The organism is Klebsiella sp. 64 (assembly GCF_018223915.1).
In the GTDB taxonomy this organism is placed as follows: Bacteria; Pseudomonadota; Gammaproteobacteria; order Enterobacterales; family Enterobacteriaceae; genus Klebsiella; species Klebsiella pneumoniae.
The window spans coordinates 46480-62058 of sequence record NZ_JAGRQZ010000036.1; the positions used below are offsets into that span (position 1 = coordinate 46480).

Annotated in this window: 12 protein-coding genes; 10 read left to right on the forward strand and 2 right to left on the reverse strand. The window is 57.2% G+C overall.

The window, feature by feature from the left end; translation table 11 throughout:
* The first annotated feature begins 4 nt into the window (after positions 1-4).
* Together KHQ23_RS22510 and KHQ23_RS22515 are read left to right on the forward strand one after the other, a co-directional pair.
* A complete protein-coding gene (locus KHQ23_RS22510; protein WP_019705510.1) occupies positions 5-664 on the forward strand; it encodes a sugar phosphatase in 660 nt (219 codons plus the stop codon).
* A gap of 76 nt (positions 665-740) precedes the next feature.
* Positions 741-2573: an SLC13 family permease gene (locus tag KHQ23_RS22515; RefSeq protein WP_009484760.1), complete on the forward strand. Its 1833-nt coding sequence runs from the start codon at positions 741-743 to the stop codon at positions 2571-2573.
* A 44-nt stretch (positions 2574-2617) separates the two neighbouring features.
* Here the strand turns inward: KHQ23_RS22515 and yfbR are convergent, their stop codons facing one another.
* Entirely contained in the window at positions 2618-3217 is a 600-nt protein-coding gene (yfbR, locus tag KHQ23_RS22520) for a 5'-deoxynucleotidase (protein WP_002913188.1), read from the reverse strand.
* A gap of 81 nt (positions 3218-3298) precedes the next feature.
* Entirely contained in the window at positions 3299-4516 is a 1218-nt protein-coding gene (gene alaA, locus KHQ23_RS22525; protein WP_002913185.1) for an alanine transaminase AlaA, read from the reverse strand.
* An 872-nt stretch (positions 4517-5388) separates the two neighbouring features.
* Here alaA and KHQ23_RS22530 point away from each other — a divergent pair.
* From KHQ23_RS22530 to nuoH, 8 genes are all read left to right on the forward strand, one after another.
* Positions 5389-6315, forward strand: a complete 927-nt coding sequence (locus tag KHQ23_RS22530) for a LysR family transcriptional regulator (protein ID WP_021440508.1) — start codon at positions 5389-5391, stop codon at positions 6313-6315.
* A gap of 651 nt (positions 6316-6966) precedes the next feature.
* Complete coding sequence (gene nuoA / locus KHQ23_RS22535) at positions 6967-7413, forward strand: NADH-quinone oxidoreductase subunit NuoA (protein ID WP_002913181.1); 447 nt, start codon at positions 6967-6969, stop codon at positions 7411-7413.
* A gap of 15 nt (positions 7414-7428) precedes the next feature.
* Positions 7429-8103, forward strand: coding sequence for an NADH-quinone oxidoreductase subunit NuoB (gene nuoB / locus KHQ23_RS22540; protein WP_002913178.1), 675 nt, complete (start codon positions 7429-7431; stop codon positions 8101-8103).
* Between the two features lie 86 nt (positions 8104-8189).
* Complete coding sequence (gene nuoC, locus KHQ23_RS22545) at positions 8190-9998, forward strand: NADH-quinone oxidoreductase subunit C/D (protein WP_002913162.1); 1809 nt, start codon at positions 8190-8192, stop codon at positions 9996-9998.
* A gap of 2 nt (positions 9999-10000) precedes the next feature.
* The gene (gene nuoE, locus KHQ23_RS22550; protein WP_002913160.1) at positions 10001-10501 is read left to right on the forward strand and encodes an NADH-quinone oxidoreductase subunit NuoE; all 501 of its coding nucleotides are present in this window, start codon (positions 10001-10003) and stop codon (positions 10499-10501) included.
* Positions 10498-11835, forward strand: coding sequence for an NADH-quinone oxidoreductase subunit NuoF (nuoF, locus tag KHQ23_RS22555; RefSeq protein ID WP_002913158.1), 1338 nt, complete (start codon positions 10498-10500; stop codon positions 11833-11835). The genes nuoE and nuoF overlap by 4 nt, the downstream gene beginning before the upstream one ends.
* 32 nt (positions 11836-11867) lie before the next feature.
* Positions 11868-14594, forward strand: coding sequence for an NADH-quinone oxidoreductase subunit NuoG (gene nuoG, locus KHQ23_RS22560; RefSeq protein WP_004149179.1), 2727 nt, complete (start codon positions 11868-11870; stop codon positions 14592-14594).
* Positions 14591-15568, forward strand: coding sequence for an NADH-quinone oxidoreductase subunit NuoH (gene nuoH, locus KHQ23_RS22565; RefSeq protein WP_002913156.1), 978 nt, complete (start codon positions 14591-14593; stop codon positions 15566-15568). The genes nuoG and nuoH overlap by 4 nt, the downstream gene beginning before the upstream one ends.
* The last annotated feature ends 11 nt before the right edge of the window (positions 15569-15579 follow it).

A 15579-nucleotide genomic window follows, 5' to 3' on the forward strand; every position in this document is an offset into this window, starting at 1 on the left:
GCCCGTGCAGTGTAAAGGTTTCCTGTTCGATTTAGACGGGACGCTGGTGGATTCCTTGCCGGTGGTGGAGCGTTCATGGTGCAAGTGGGGGGATCGTTTCGCCATTGACCATGATGAAATTCTCAGTTTTATTCACGGCAAGCAGGCCATTACCTCCATTCGCCATTTTATGCCGGGGCGCAGCGAGGAGGATATCCAGGCCGAATTTCGCTACCTCGAGCAGATAGAAGCCACTGATATTGAGGGTATCGTCGCGCTGCCGGGGGCATTAGCCCTGCTGAATACGCTCAATGAGGCCGGGATCCCGTGGGCGATTGTCACCTCCGGTTCGATTCCGGTTGCCCACGCGCGTCACCGCGCGGCGGGCCTGCCGATGCCTGAGGTGTTCGTCACCGCCGAGCAGGTGAAACACGGTAAACCGGCGCCGGACGCCTATCTGCTGGGCGCCGAGCGGCTGGGTCTGCCTGCCGGGGAGTGCGCGGTGGTGGAAGATGCGCCGGCGGGGCTCCTCTCCGGACTGGCGGCCGGCTGTCGCACTATCGCGGTCAACGTGCCCGCCGATGCCCCTCGCCTGGGTGAAGCCGACCTCGTGCTGAGCAGCCTGGAAGATCTGGTGGTTGAACGCCAGACTGACGGCGTGGTAAATGTGCGTCTTAAAGCGTAAACCCATGATTTCGCCCCGCGTCGTCGGGGCTTTTTTATGCCACTATGTCGACTCCCACTTGTGACAAGGAAACGTTGTGAACGGTGAATTGATTTGGGTTTTATCCCTCCTGGCCATCGCGGTTGTGCTGTTTGCTACCGGCAAGGTGCGCATGGATGCTATCGCCCTGATGGTCATTGTCGCCTTTGTCCTCAGCGGAACGCTGACGTTAAATGAAGCTTTTTCCGGATTCAGCGATCCTAACGTGATCCTGATTGCCGCCCTGTTTATTATCGGCGATGGCCTGGTGCGCACCGGAGTCGCCACCAAAATGGGGGCATGGCTGGTGAGCGTGGCGGGGAACAGCGAAACCAAAATGCTGATCTACCTGATGCTCACCGTCGCCGGTCTGGGCGCGTTTATGAGCTCCACCGGGGTGGTCGCCATTTTCATCCCGGTGGTACTTAGCGTCTCGGCGCGGATGAATACCTCGCCATCGCGGCTGATGATGCCGCTGAGCTTCGCCGGGCTTATCAGCGGGATGATGACCCTGGTGGCGACGCCGCCCAACCTGGTGGTCAACAGTGAATTGCTGCGCGAGGGACTGCACGGCTTCAGCTTTTTCAGCGTCACGCCGATTGGCCTGGTGGTGCTGATCCTGGGCATCGTCTATATGCTGGCGGTGCGCTTTATGCTGAAGACGGATAATGGCGACTCCGCACGCGATGGGCGAAAAAGAAGCACCTTCCGCGATTTGATCCGCGAATATCACCTCACCGGCCGCGCTCGCCGGCTGGCCATCCGCCCGGGTTCGCCGATGATCGGTCAGCGGCTGGATGATTTAAAGCTGCGTGAGCGCTACTGCGCCAACGTGATCGGCGTTGAACGCTGGCGGCGGTTCCGCCGGGTAATTGTCAACGTCAACGGGGTATCGGAATTTCGCGCCCGCGACGTCCTGCTGATCGATATGTCCGCCTCCGATGTCGATTTACGCCAGTTCTGCGGCGAGCAAATGCTTGAGCCGATGGTATTGCGCGGCGAGTATTTTGCCGATCAGGCGCTGGATGTGGGGATGGCGGAGGTGGCGCTGATCCCGGATTCAGAGATGATGGGCAAAACGGTGCGTGAGATAGCCTTCCGCACCCGGTTTGGTCTCAATATCGTCGGCATGAAGCGCGATGGCAAAGCGATGGATGGTTCGGTGGTCGACGAGCCGCTGCAGCTCGGCGATATCCTGCTGGTGGTCGGCAACTGGCGGCAAATTGCCCTGCTGGCGAAGCGCGGCCGGGATTTCGTGGTGCTCAATATGCCGGTTGAGGTCGATGACGCTTCGCCGGCCCACAGCCAGGCTCCGCATGCGATTTTCTGCCTGGTGCTGATGGTAGCCCTGATGCTCACCGATGAAATTCCCAACCCAATTGCCGCGATTATCGCCTGTCTGCTGATGGGCAAATTCCGCTGCATCAATGCCGAGAGCGCCTACAAGGCGATCCACTGGCCGAGCATTATTTTGATTGTTGGGATGATGCCGTTTGCCCTGGCGCTGCAAAAAACCGGCGGGGTGGATCTGGTGGTGAAGGGACTGATGGATGTCGCCGGAGGCGAGGGGCCTTATCTGATGCTCGGCTGCCTGTTCGTGATGTGCGCGGCGATTGGGCTGTTTATCTCAAACACCGCCACGGCGGTGCTGATGGCGCCTATTGCCTTAGCGGCGGCGAAGTCAATGGGCGTCTCACCCTATCCTTTTGCCATGGTGGTGGCGATGGCGGCTTCGGCGGCGTTTATGACCCCGGTCTCCTCGCCGGTTAACACCCTGGTGCTTGGCCCGGGCAAGTACTCATTTAGCGATTTTGTCAAAATAGGCGTGCCCTTTACCATACTGGTGATGGTGGTCTGCGTCCTGCTAATCCCGGTACTGTTTCCGTTTTAAGATATTCTGGCCGGGTAGAGCACAACCGCCGCCCGGCCAGAACCTTACAGCGGCGAATCCTGGCTAATTTCGTCCAGCGACAGCTGGAAGCTTGGGACGAACACTTGCATAAAGTAATCCATCTCCGCGCTGCGCCGCGATGCCAGGGTCTTTTCCAGCCGACCTTTGGCCAGCAGAAATTCGTTATTGCCTGCAGACAGCTCTTCGAGGCACTTCAGGTAAGCGCAGAGGGCGTCAGCCTGTTTAACGATCGACTGCTCTTCCTCACTGTAGTGATGCTCATCAATCAGCGGCTCGAAAATATCGCGCAGCTCGTCAGGGACCATATCCACCAGCTTTTGCTGAGCAATTTTCTCAATCGCCTTATATTCCTGGGCAATCTGCGAATTGAAATATTTCACCGGAGTAGGGAGGTCGCCAGTTAGTACTTCCGAGGCGTCATGGTACATCGCCAGCAGGGCGATACGCTCGGCGTTGACCTGGCCGCCAAATTTGCGGTTTTTAATCGCCGCCAGCGCGTGGGCGACCATCGCCACCTGCAGGCTGTGTTCGGAGACATTTTCGGTGCGCACGTTGCGCATCAGCGGCCAGCGGTTAATCAGTTTCAGGCGGGAGAGGTGGGCAAAGAAATGACTCTGACTCATAGGGACCCTTAATCAGTGACAACATCGGGTTCCATTGTGCGCAGGGATCGCCGCCGGATGCAAATGCCGGCGGCGGCGCGATTAAAGCTGATGGTAGCCGGAGAGGAAGCGGCCAAAGCGGGAGATAGCCATCTCCAGGTCGTCTTCGCGCGGCAGGGTCACGATGCGTACGTGATCCGGCCACGGCCAGTTAAAGGCGGTGCCTTGCACCAGCAGGACTTTCTCCTGCAGCAGGAAGTCGAGCACCATTTTCTGGTCGTCATGAATATTGAAGCGTTTGGCGTCGATTTTCGGGAACATATACAGCGCGCCTTTTGGCTTCACGCAGGAGACGCCCGGAATATCGTTGATAAGCTCCCAGGCGCGGTTGCGTTGTTCATACAGGCGTCCGCCGGGGATGATGAATTCGCTGATGCTCTGATAGCCGCCCAGCGCCGTCTGGATAGCATGCTGGGCCGGCACGTTGGCGCACAGACGCATTGAAGCCAGCATCTCCAGCCCTTCGATATAGCCCTTCGCGTGTTTTTTCGGGCCATTCAGCACCATCCAGCCCTGACGGAAGCCAGCAACGCGATAGGTTTTCGACAATCCGTTAAAGGTCACCGTCAGCAGGTCCGGCGCCAGGGCGGCAATAGAGTGATGCTGGGCTTCGTCGTAGAGGATCTTGTCGTAAATTTCATCGGCGAAAATGATCAGATTATGCTGACGAGCGATCTCCACGATCTCCTGCAGCAATTCTTTGGAATAGACCGCGCCGGTGGGGTTGTTAGGGTTAATGATCACGATCCCGCGGGTGCGCGGTGTGATTTTTGCGCGGATGTCGTCCAGATCCGGGAACCAGTCAGAGGATTCGTCACACAGATAGTGCACCGCTTTGCCGCTGGAAAGCGACACCGCCGCCGTCCACAGCGGGTAGTCCGGGGCGGGAACCAGCATCTCATCGCCGCTGTTTAACAGCGCCTGCATCGCCTGCACAATCAGCTCGGACACGCCGTTGCCGATATAGATGTCTTCCACCGTGACATCGCGCATACCCCGGGCCTGGTAATGCTGCATGATAGCTTTACGCGCCGAGTACAATCCTTTCGAATCGCAGTAACCCTGGGCGGTAGGCAAATTGCGGATGACGTCGACGAGGATCTCGTCAGGGGCCTCGAAGCCGAATGGCGCCGGGTTGCCGATGTTCAGTTTCAGAACCTTATTGCCTTCTTCTTCAAGACGTTTGGCTTCTTTCAGAACCGGGCCGCGGATGTCATAACAGACGTTCTCTAACTTGCTGGATTTTTCGATGGGGGACATGAATCTTGACCTTTTAGCTGTTATCGCCACTCCCTGCCGTGGAAGTCAGCACGGAACAATGTACTCCCCCTCCCCGCTGTTTTGAAGGCTTTGCAGGAGAAGATTTTGCTAACGCCGGATTTTAAGTGCAATTGATTTATCTACCGATTGCGGATTTGGTCTGTGGCTTATGCCTTTTTATGTCGATTTTTTGGTCGTAAATATAGATTAAGTAGCGATTTTGCCATCATTTATCTCGTTTGTTTGCCCGGTAATATGGGGAGGGAGAAGGGGGAGTCGCTAAAAAACGCTATCCTGCATACAAGCGCGATTGGCTTGTAATTTTGATGTTAAATAATTTTAATAAAAAACAGCGTGCGACCACATTATTATTATTTTTAGCGGGTAATAATCTGAGGTTTGTTAATTAATATAAAATGTTGAAAAAAATTTAAAATTGTCTCAGTTAATCCTTATTAAGGCTTATAAAAAGGAGGGGGATAGGTTAGAATATCACCGTTAATATCCGTGTTAACCGCCAAGAACTGCGGTTGCATTGAGATTTAATATATTGTTATTACAGGATTTTATTGTTCCTTTTCTGCCGGAAAGTTACGCCAGAAGAGCGATTTTCTCAGCATCACTGACCGGGTTCCCGCGGCGACGTATGGCGCCTGGCTGGTCGTGGTAATAAATAATAATGAGAAATACGAACAATATATTACTCCGCAGTTCTGCGCATTTGCCCAGACGAGTACTTTGGCATGTAATAACGTTCGTCCAGTTGTTTATCCGCCGTTAGACGGTGAGCACGAGGCTCAGGGAATAGCCGGAAACCTGGCGTAAAGCATCAACAAGGCAGGTCAGCGTTAGCCACCTGTAAGTGAAGAAAGATGATTAATACAACTCGTCCCATACTCAACCTCGATCTCGATCTGCTGCGTACCTTTGTCGCGGTCGCTGATTTGAACACTTTTGCCGCCGCCGCCTCCGCAGTGTGTCGTACTCAGTCCGCGGTCAGTCAGCAAATGCAACGCCTGGAACAGCTGGTGGGCAAAGAGCTTTTCGCCCGCCACGGCCGCAATAAGCTGCTGACCGAGCAGGGGATCCAGCTGCTGGGCTATGCCCGCAAAATTCTCCGTTTTAACGATGAAGCCTGTATGTCGCTGATGTATGGCAGCCTGCAGGGGGCTCTGAGCATCGGTGCGTCAGAAGAAACGGCTGACACCATCCTGCCGTTTTTGTTAAACCGCATTGGCTGTTTCTATCCCAGAATGACGTTGGAGATCAAAGTTCACCCCCATGCCGCCATCATGGAGATGCTGGCCGAGGGGCTGGTCGATCTGGCGTTGACCACCCATCAGCCTCCCGGCTTTACCTCTTTCACCCTGAGAACATCACCTACTCTCTGGTATTGTGCAGCGGAATATGTGCTGGCGAAGGGGGAATCTATCCCCCTGATCCTGCTCGAAGAGCCAAGTCCATTCCGCCAGGATATTATCGCCGCGCTGGAAACTGCTCGCGTCAGTTGGCATCTGGCCCACGGAGCTTCCTCGCTATCGGGCGTGAAAGCGGCGGTGAAGGCCGGGCTGGGCGTGACGGCGCGCCCGGTCGAAATGATGAGCCCGGATCTACGCGTGGCTGGCATCAGTGAGGGGTTACCGGCGTTGCCGGACACCCGGTACGTCGTCAGCTGCAATCCACGGACGGTGAGCGAACTGCCGCAGGCGATTTTTCAGTCTCTGAGCCAGGAGATCCATCCCTGGGAAACGGGCACAGCACTTACTCCGGAAGAGGGAGGGAATACTTTGGTTTTGTAAGGGTATTCTTGCTAACAAAGATCACAAAAACTGGTAACAGAATGTAAGTGCCCAAAAAGAGCCTCAGGAGTTGGTTTCCCCCCTGGCGGCTCTTTTTTTTGCACTCTTATTGATGTTTTGAATCTGTTTTGTATTTCTTTGCAGAAAAATCAGCGTATTGGCGTGACAAGGCGCTCAGCTTGTCGACTTTTCCCTGCACTTTCAACACTTCCTGCTAATGTTAAAAAACCGGATGGATTGTTGCCGATTTCCTGGGGTAATTAACAAAACCGTGTCGCAGATCAAGAAAATACCCCTCTTTGGGGGGAGGAATCGAGGCTAAATCCTGTCAAAATAGAAGGGATTTTTGATTTACGACGGAAACGGACACGATTCAACAACACTAAAACCGAACAGTATGCAAGGTTATTTCGCAGAAAAGGGCATTTAATGTTAATGAAAAGATTCCAATGTAAATTAATGTTATGAAAACTTTTGTTAAAGTTGACAAAAGGTTAAAGAAAGGGGTAAAAAGCCACGGCATCTGGGCTTCTCACATCGACCAGGGACGCTTTTTTGCACGGTTATTTTTTATTCCTCCCGTGAAACGCTGTGGCGTTCATCTGCCAGTAAGAGCAGAGGGTTTTGGCGCTACACTTTTTTGGTTAAGCAATGCGTATGTCAACATCCACTGAAGTCATCGCTCATCATTGGGCATTCGCTATATTTCTCATCATCGCTATCGGCCTGTGCTGCCTCATGCTCGTCGGCGGTTGGTACCTTGGCGGTCGCGCGCGCGCGCGTAGTAAAAACACGCCGTTTGAATCGGGGATCGACTCCGTCGGTTCGGCCCGCTTACGTCTTTCTGCGAAGTTTTATCTGGTTGCCATGTTCTTCGTTATCTTCGACGTGGAAGCCCTGTATCTCTACGCATGGTCGACCTCTATCCGCGAGAGCGGCTGGGTCGGCTTTGTGGAAGCCGCAATTTTCATTTTAGTGCTACTGGCTGGTCTGGTTTATCTCGTTCGCATCGGCGCACTGGACTGGACGCCTGCGCGTTCCCGTCGCACGCTGGTTAACCCGGAAACAGACAGTCCCACTAACCGTCATATGCAGTAAAAGCGAGGCAATAAGATGGATTATACGCTCACCCGCATAGATCCTAACGGTGAGAACGACCGTTACCCCCTGCAGAAACAGGAGATCGTTACCGATCCTCTGGAGCAGGAAGTCAATAAAAGCGTGTATATGGGGAAACTCGAACACGCGCTGCATGACATGGTGAACTGGGGCCGTAAGAACTCAATTTGGCCGTACAACTTCGGCCTTTCTTGCTGTTATGTGGAAATGGTGACGTCATTCACTGCGGTGCATGACGTTGCGCGTTTTGGGGCAGAAGTTCTGCGCGCCTCTCCGCGTCAGGCGGACCTGATGGTGGTCGCGGGAACCTGCTTTACCAAAATGGCGCCGGTTATTCAGCGTCTCTACGATCAGATGCTGGAGCCGAAGTGGGTGATCTCCATGGGCGCCTGCGCCAACTCAGGCGGGATGTACGACATCTATTCCGTCGTCCAGGGCGTGGATAAATTCATTCCGGTCGATGTGTACATCCCGGGCTGCCCGCCGCGTCCGGAGGCCTATATGCAGGCGCTGATGCTGCTGCAGGAGTCCATTGGTAAAGAACGTCGTCCGCTCTCATGGGTGGTTGGCGATCAGGGCGTTTATCGCGCCAATATGCAGTCGGAACGCGAGCGTAAACGCGGCGAACGTATTGCAGTGACCAATCTGCGGACGCCGGACGAGATTTAATTTGCGCCTGCGGGCGGGAGAACCACTTCGCAAATCAATCTACAACAGCGCGAAGTCTCGCCGGCAGTCACCACGGACCTTTTGCAATGGTGAACAATATGACCGATTTAACCGCGCATGACGCCGCACCAGCCTGGCAAACCCGCGATCACCTTGATGACCCGGTGATTGGCGAACTGCGCAACCGCTTTGGGCCGGATGCCTTTACCGTTCAGCCAACCCGTACCGGCGTACCGGTGGTATGGGTGAAGCGTGAACAGCTGCTGGAGGTGGGTGATTTCCTGAAGAAATTGCCGAAGCCTTACGTGATGCTGTTTGACCTGCACGGCATGGACGAACGTCTGCGCACGCACCGCGATGGCCTGCCCGCCGCGGATTTTTCCGTTTTCTATCACCTGATCTCCATCGATCGCAACCGCGACATCATGCTCAAGGTGGCGCTGTCGGAAAACGATCTGCATCTGCCGACCTTCACCAAACTGTTCCCCAACGCCAACTGGTATGAGCGTGAAACCTGGGAAATGTTTGGCATTACCTTCGATGGTCACCCGAACCTGCGTCGCATCATGATGCCGCCGACCTGGGAAGGTCACCCGCTGCGTAAAGATTATCCGGCGCGTGCCACCGAGTTCGACCCGTTTGAGCTGACCAAAGCCAAACAGGATCTGGAGATGGAGGCGCTGACCTTTAAACCGGAAGAGTGGGGCATGAAGCGCGGCACCGACAACGAGGACTTCATGTTCCTCAACCTCGGTCCGAACCACCCATCGGCGCATGGTGCGTTCCGCATTATTCTGCAACTGGACGGCGAAGAGATCGTCGACTGCGTACCGGATATCGGTTATCACCACCGCGGCGCCGAGAAGATGGGCGAGCGTCAGTCCTGGCACAGCTACATCCCGTATACCGACCGTATTGAATATCTCGGCGGCTGCGTCAACGAGATGCCGTACGTGCTGGCGGTGGAAAAACTGGCTGGGATCACCGTACCGGATCGCGTGAACGTGATCCGCGTGATGCTCTCCGAGCTGTTCCGCATCAACAGCCACCTGCTGTATATCTCGACCTTTATTCAGGACGTCGGCGCGATGACGCCGGTCTTCTTCGCCTTTACCGATCGGCAGAAAATTTACGATCTGGTGGAAGCGATTACCGGGTTCCGTATGCACCCGGCGTGGTTCCGCATCGGCGGCGTCGCGCACGATCTGCCGCGTGGCTGGGATCGCCTGCTGCGTGAGTTCCTCGAGTGGATGCCGAAGCGTCTGGACTCCTATGAGAAGGCCGCCCTGCGCAACACCATTCTGAAAGGCCGTTCCGTCGGCGTGGCAGCCTATACCGCCAAAGAGGCGCTGGAGTGGGGCACCACCGGCGCAGGCCTGCGCGCCACCGGTATCGACTTCGACGTGCGTAAATGGCGTCCTTACTCTGGCTATGAAAACTTCGACTTCGAAGTCCCGACCGGGGGGGGCGTCTCAGACTGCTACACCCGCGTGATGCTGAAAGTAGAAGAGCTGCGCCAGAGTCTGCGCATTCTTCAGCAGTGCCTCGATAACATGCCGGAAGGCCCGTTCAAAGCGGATCACCCGCTGACCACGCCGCCGCCGAAAGAGCGCACGCTGCAGCATATCGAAACCCTGATCACCCACTTCCTGCAGGTATCGTGGGGCCCGGTGATGCCGGCCAACGAATCTTTCCAGATGATTGAGGCGACCAAAGGGATCAACAGTTACTACCTGACCAGCGACGGCAGCACCATGAGCTACCGTACCCGCGTGCGTACGCCGAGCTTTGCGCACCTGCAGCAGATCCCGTCGGCGATCCGCGGCAGCCTGGTATCCGACCTGATCGTCTATCTGGGTAGTATCGATTTTGTTATGTCAGACGTGGACCGCTAATTATGCACGAGAATCAACAACCACAAACCGAGGCTTTTGAGCTGAGTGCGGCAGAGCGTGAGGCTATTGAGCACGAGAAGCACCACTACGAAGACCCGCGTGCGGCGTCCATCGAAGCGCTGAAAATCGTTCAGAAACAGCGCGGCTGGGTGCCGGATGGCGCGATCTACGCCATCGCCGATGTGCTGGGGATCCCGGCCAGCGACGTGGAAGGCGTGGCGACGTTCTACAGCCAGATTTTCCGCCAGCCGGTTGGCCGTCACGTGATCCGCTACTGCGACAGCGTGGTATGCCACATCACCGGCTATCAGGGTATTCAGGCCGCCATTGAGAAGAAACTGAATATCAAGCCGGGGCAGACCACCTTTGATGGCCGCTTTACCCTGCTGCCGACCTGCTGCCTGGGTAACTGCGACAAGGGACCGACCATGATGATTGATGAGGATACTCACAGCCATCTGACGCCGGAGGCAATTCCTGACCTGCTGGAGCAGTACAAATGAAAACCGTAATTCGTACTGCGGAAACGCATCCGCTCACCTGGCGCCTGCGCGACGACAAGCAGCCGGTGTGGCTGGACGAGTATCGCAGTAAAAATGGCTATGAAGGGGCGCGTAAAGCCCTGACCGGGATGGCCCCGGATGAGATTGTCACGGCGGTAAAAGACGCTGGCCTGAAAGGGCGCGGCGGCGCGGGCTTCTCCACTGGTCTGAAGTGGAGCCTGATGCCGAAAGACGAATCCATGAACATCCGTTACCTGCTGTGTAACGCCGATGAAATGGAGCCGGGCACCTATAAAGACCGCCTGCTGATGGAGCAGCTGCCGCACCTGCTGGTGGAAGGCATGCTGATCTCCGCGTTTGCACTGAAAGCGTACCGCGGCTACATCTTCCTGCGCGGAGAATATATTGAAGCGGCCCAGCATCTGCGTCGCGCGATTGCCGAAGCCACCGAAGCGGGTCTGTTGGGGAAAAACATCCTCGGCACCGGGTTTGACTTCGAGCTGTTCGTGCACACCGGGGCAGGGCGCTATATCTGCGGCGAAGAGACGGCGCTGATCAACTCTCTGGAAGGCCGCCGCGCCAACCCGCGATCCAAGCCGCCGTTCCCGGCGAGCTCCGGCGTCTGGGGCAAGCCGACCTGCGTCAACAACGTAGAAACCCTGTGCAACGTGCCAGCGATCCTCGCCAACGGCGTCGAGTGGTACCAGAACATTTCCACCAGCAAAGATGCTGGCACCAAGCTGATGGGCTTCTCCGGCCGGGTGAAGAATCCGGGCGTCTGGGAGCTGCCGTTCGGCACCACTGCCCGCGAGATCCTCGAAGATTACGCCGGCGGTATGCGCGATGGCCTGAAGTTTAAAGCCTGGCAACCGGGCGGAGCAGGGACCGACTTCCTCACCGAAGCGCACCTCGATCTGCCGATGGAATTCGAAAGCATTGGTAAAGCGGGCAGCCGTCTGGGCACCTCGCTGGCGATGGCCGTTGACCACGAGATCAACATGGTCTCGCTGGTGCGCAACCTTGAAGAGTTCTTTGCCCGCGAGTCCTGCGGCTGGTGTACGCCGTGCCGCGATGGTCTGCCGTGGAGCGTGAAGATCCTGCGCGCCCTGGAGCGCGGCGAAGGCCAGCCTGGCGATATCGAAACCCTTGAGCAACTGTGTCGATTCCTGGGCCCGGGTAAAACCTTCTGCGCGCACGCGCCGGGCGCGGTCGAGCCGCTACAGAGCGCGATTAAATATTTCCGCGAAGAATTCGAGGCTGGCATTAAGCAGCAGTTCAGCAATACCCATGCAATCAACGGGATTCAGCCGAACCTGCTTAAGACGCGCTGGTAATCTAAAGGTTTTTTATTTTTGGAAGCACGCAAATGGCTACGATTCATGTAGACGGCAAAGAATACGAGGTCAACGGGGCGGACAACCTGCTAGAGGCTTGTCTCTCTCTTGGTCTTGATATTCCCTACTTTTGCTGGCACCCGGCGCTAGGGAGCGTCGGTGCTTGCCGCCAGTGTGCGGTGAAGCAATATCAGAACGCGGAAGACACGCGTGGTCGCCTGGTGATGTCCTGTATGACTCCGGCATCCGACGGCACCTTTATTTCTATCGACGACAGCGAAGCGAAGCAGTTCCGCGAAAGCGTGGTGGAGTGGTTGATGACTAACCACCCGCACGACTGCCCGGTCTGCGAAGAGGGCGGCAACTGCCACCTGCAGGATATGACGGTGATGACCGGTCATAGCTTCCGCCGCTATCGTTTCACCAAGCGTACCCACCGCAATCAGGATCTGGGGCCGTTTATTTCGCACGAAATGAACCGCTGCATCGCCTGCTACCGCTGCGTGCGCTACTACAAAGATTATGCCGACGGCACCGATCTGGGCGTCTATGGCGCGCACGACAACGTCTACTTCGGCCGCCCGGAAGATGGCACCCTGGAGAGCGAGTTCTCCGGCAACCTGGTGGAAGTCTGCCCGACCGGCGTCTTCACCGACAAAACCCACTCTGAGCGCTATAACCGTAAGTGGGACATGCAGTTTGCGCCGAGCATCTGCCAGCAGTGTTCCATCGGCTGTAACATCAGCCCGGGCGAACGCTATGGCGAGTTGCGTCGTATCGAAAACCGCTATAACGGTACCGTGAACCGCTACTTCCTCTGCGACCGCGGTCGTTTCGGCTATGGCTACGTGAACCTGAAAGACCGTCCGCGTCAGCCGGTACAGCGCCGCGGCGACGATCTGATCACCCTTAACGCCGAGCAGGCGATGCAGGGGGCGGCGGATATCCTGCGCCAGTCGAAGAAAGTGATCGGCATCGGCTCCCCGCGCGCCAGCATTGAAAGCAACTTCGCGCTGCGCGAGCTGGTGGGCGCCGACAACTTCTATACCGGCATCGCCAAAGGCGAACAAGCGCGCCTGCAGATGATGCTGAAAGTGCTGCGCGAGGGCGGGATCCACACGCCAAGCCTGCGCGATATCGAATCCTACGATGCGGTACTGGTGCTGGGCGAAGACATTACCCAGACCGGCGCGCGCGTGGCCCTGGCGGTACGCCAGGCAGTGAAAGGGAAAGCACGCGAAATGGCGGCGGCGCAGAAAGTGGCCGACTGGCAGATCGCCGCGATCCTCAACATCGGCCAGCGCGCCAAGCACCCGCTATTCGTCACCAACGTCGATGACACCCGCCTGGATGACATCGCGGCGTGGACCTACCGCGCGCCGGTAGAAGATCAGGCGCGTCTCGGCTTTGCTATTGCCCATGCGCTGGACGACAGCGCGCCGGCGGTTGACGGCCTGAGCCAGGACCTGCAGGGTAAAGTCGACGTTATCGTTCAGGCGCTGGCCGGGGCGAAAAAACCGCTGATCATCTCCGGGACCAACGCCGGCAGCATGGAGATCATCCAGGCCGCCGCTAACGTGGCGAAAGCTCTGAAAGGCCGCGGCGCCGATGTCGGGGTGACCATGGTCGCCCGGGCGGTTAACAGCGTCGGACTGGGCATGATCGGCGGCGGCTCGCTTGAAGAGGCGCTGGACGAACTGGAAAGCGGCGCCGCAGACGCGGTTATCGTGCTGGAAAACGACCTTCACCGTCATGCTTCCGCCGCGCGCGTTGACGCTGCGCTGGCGAAAGCGCCGCTGGTGATGGTGGTGGATCATCAGCGCACCGCGATTATGGACAAAGCGCACCTGGTGCTCTCCGCGGCAAGCTTTGCGGAAAGCGACGGTACCGTGGTGAACAACGAAGGTCGCGCCCAGCGTTTCTTCCAGGTTTACGATCCGGCTTACTACGACGCGAAAACCGTAATGCTGGAAAGCTGGCGCTGGCTGCATTCGCTGCACAGCACCGTCAACAACCGTCAGGTTGACTGGACTCAGCTGGACCACGTCATTGATGCGGCGATTGCCGCGCTGCCGCAGCTGGCGGGCATTAAAGACGCCGCGCCGGATGCGACCTTCCGCATTCGCGGCCAGAAGCTGGCGCGTGAACCGCACCGCTACAGCGGCCGCACGGCGATGCGCGCTAACATCAGCGTGCACGAGCCGCGTCAGCCGCAGGATAAAGACACGATGTTCGCCTTCTCCATGGAAGGGAACAACCAGCCGTCCGCCCCGCGTTCGCAGATCCCGTTCGCCTGGGCGCCGGGCTGGAACTCCCCGCAGGCATGGAACAAGTTCCAGGATGAAGTGGGCGGGAAACTGCGCCACGGCGATCCGGGCGTTCGTCTGTTTGAAGCGTCCGCCAGCGGACTGGAGTACTTCACGGCGGTGCCGGCCAGCTTCCAGGCGGAAGAGGGCAAATGGCGAATTGCGCCGTACTACCATCTGTTCGGCAGCGATGAGCTGTCTCAGCGCGCGCCGGTGTTCCAGAGCCGGATGCCTGAGCCGTACATCAAGCTGAACCCGGCGGATGCCGCGAAGCTTGGCGTCAACCCAGGCGCAATGCTCTCCTTTAGCGTGGAAGGCCAGACCCTGCGTCTGCCGCTGGTTATCTCTGAAGGCCTGACCGCGGGACAGGTTGGCTTACCGATGGGCATGCCGGGCATTGCGCCGGTGCTGACCGGATCGCGTATTGATTCACTGCAGGAGGCGAAAGCATGAGCTGGTTAACGCCGGATCTTATCGACATTCTGTTAAGCATCCTGAAGGCCGTGGTCATTCTGCTGGTGGTTGTCACCTGCGGCGCGTTCATGAGCTTCGGCGAGCGTCGTCTGCTCGGCTTGTTCCAGAACCGCTACGGACCTAACCGCGTCGGCTGGGGCGGTTCGCTGCAGCTGGTCGCCGACATGATCAAGATGTTCTTTAAAGAGGACTGGATCCCGCGCTTCTCCGATCGCGTGATCTTTACTCTGGCGCCGGTTATCGCCTTTACCTCGCTGCTGCTGGCCTTCGCTATCGTGCCGGTTAGCCCGACGTGGGTGGTGGCCGACCTGAACATCGGCATCCTCTTCTTCCTGATGATGGCAGGCCTGGCGGTCTACGCGGTGCTATTCGCCGGTTGGTCGAGCAATAACAAATACTCGCTGCTGGGGGCGATGCGTGCTTCCGCGCAGACCCTGAGCTACGAAGTGTTTCTCGGTCTCTCCCTGATGGGCGTGGTGGCGCAGGCGGGGTCATTCAATATGACCGATATCGTTAACAACCAGGCGCATCTGTGGAACGTTATCCCGCAGTTCTTCGGCTTCGTGACTTTCGCCATCGCCGGCGTGGCGGTGTGTCACCGTCACCCGTTCGACCAGCCGGAAGCGGAGCAGGAACTGGCCGATGGTTACCACATTGAATATTCCGGCATGAAATTCGGTCTGTTCTTCGTCGGGGAATACATCGGTATCGTCACCGTTTCAGCGCTGATCGTCACGCTGTTCTTCGGCGGCTGGAATGGCCCGTGGTTACCTCCTTTCATCTGGTTCGCGCTGAAAACCGCGTTCTTCATGATGATGTTCATTTTGATCCGCGCATCATTACCGCGTCCGCGCTATGACCAGGTAATGTCCTTTGGCTGGAAGGTATGCCTGCCGTTAACGCTGGTCAACTTGTTGGTAACGGCGGCTGTCATTCTCTGGCAGGCGCAATAAGGGGTGAATTG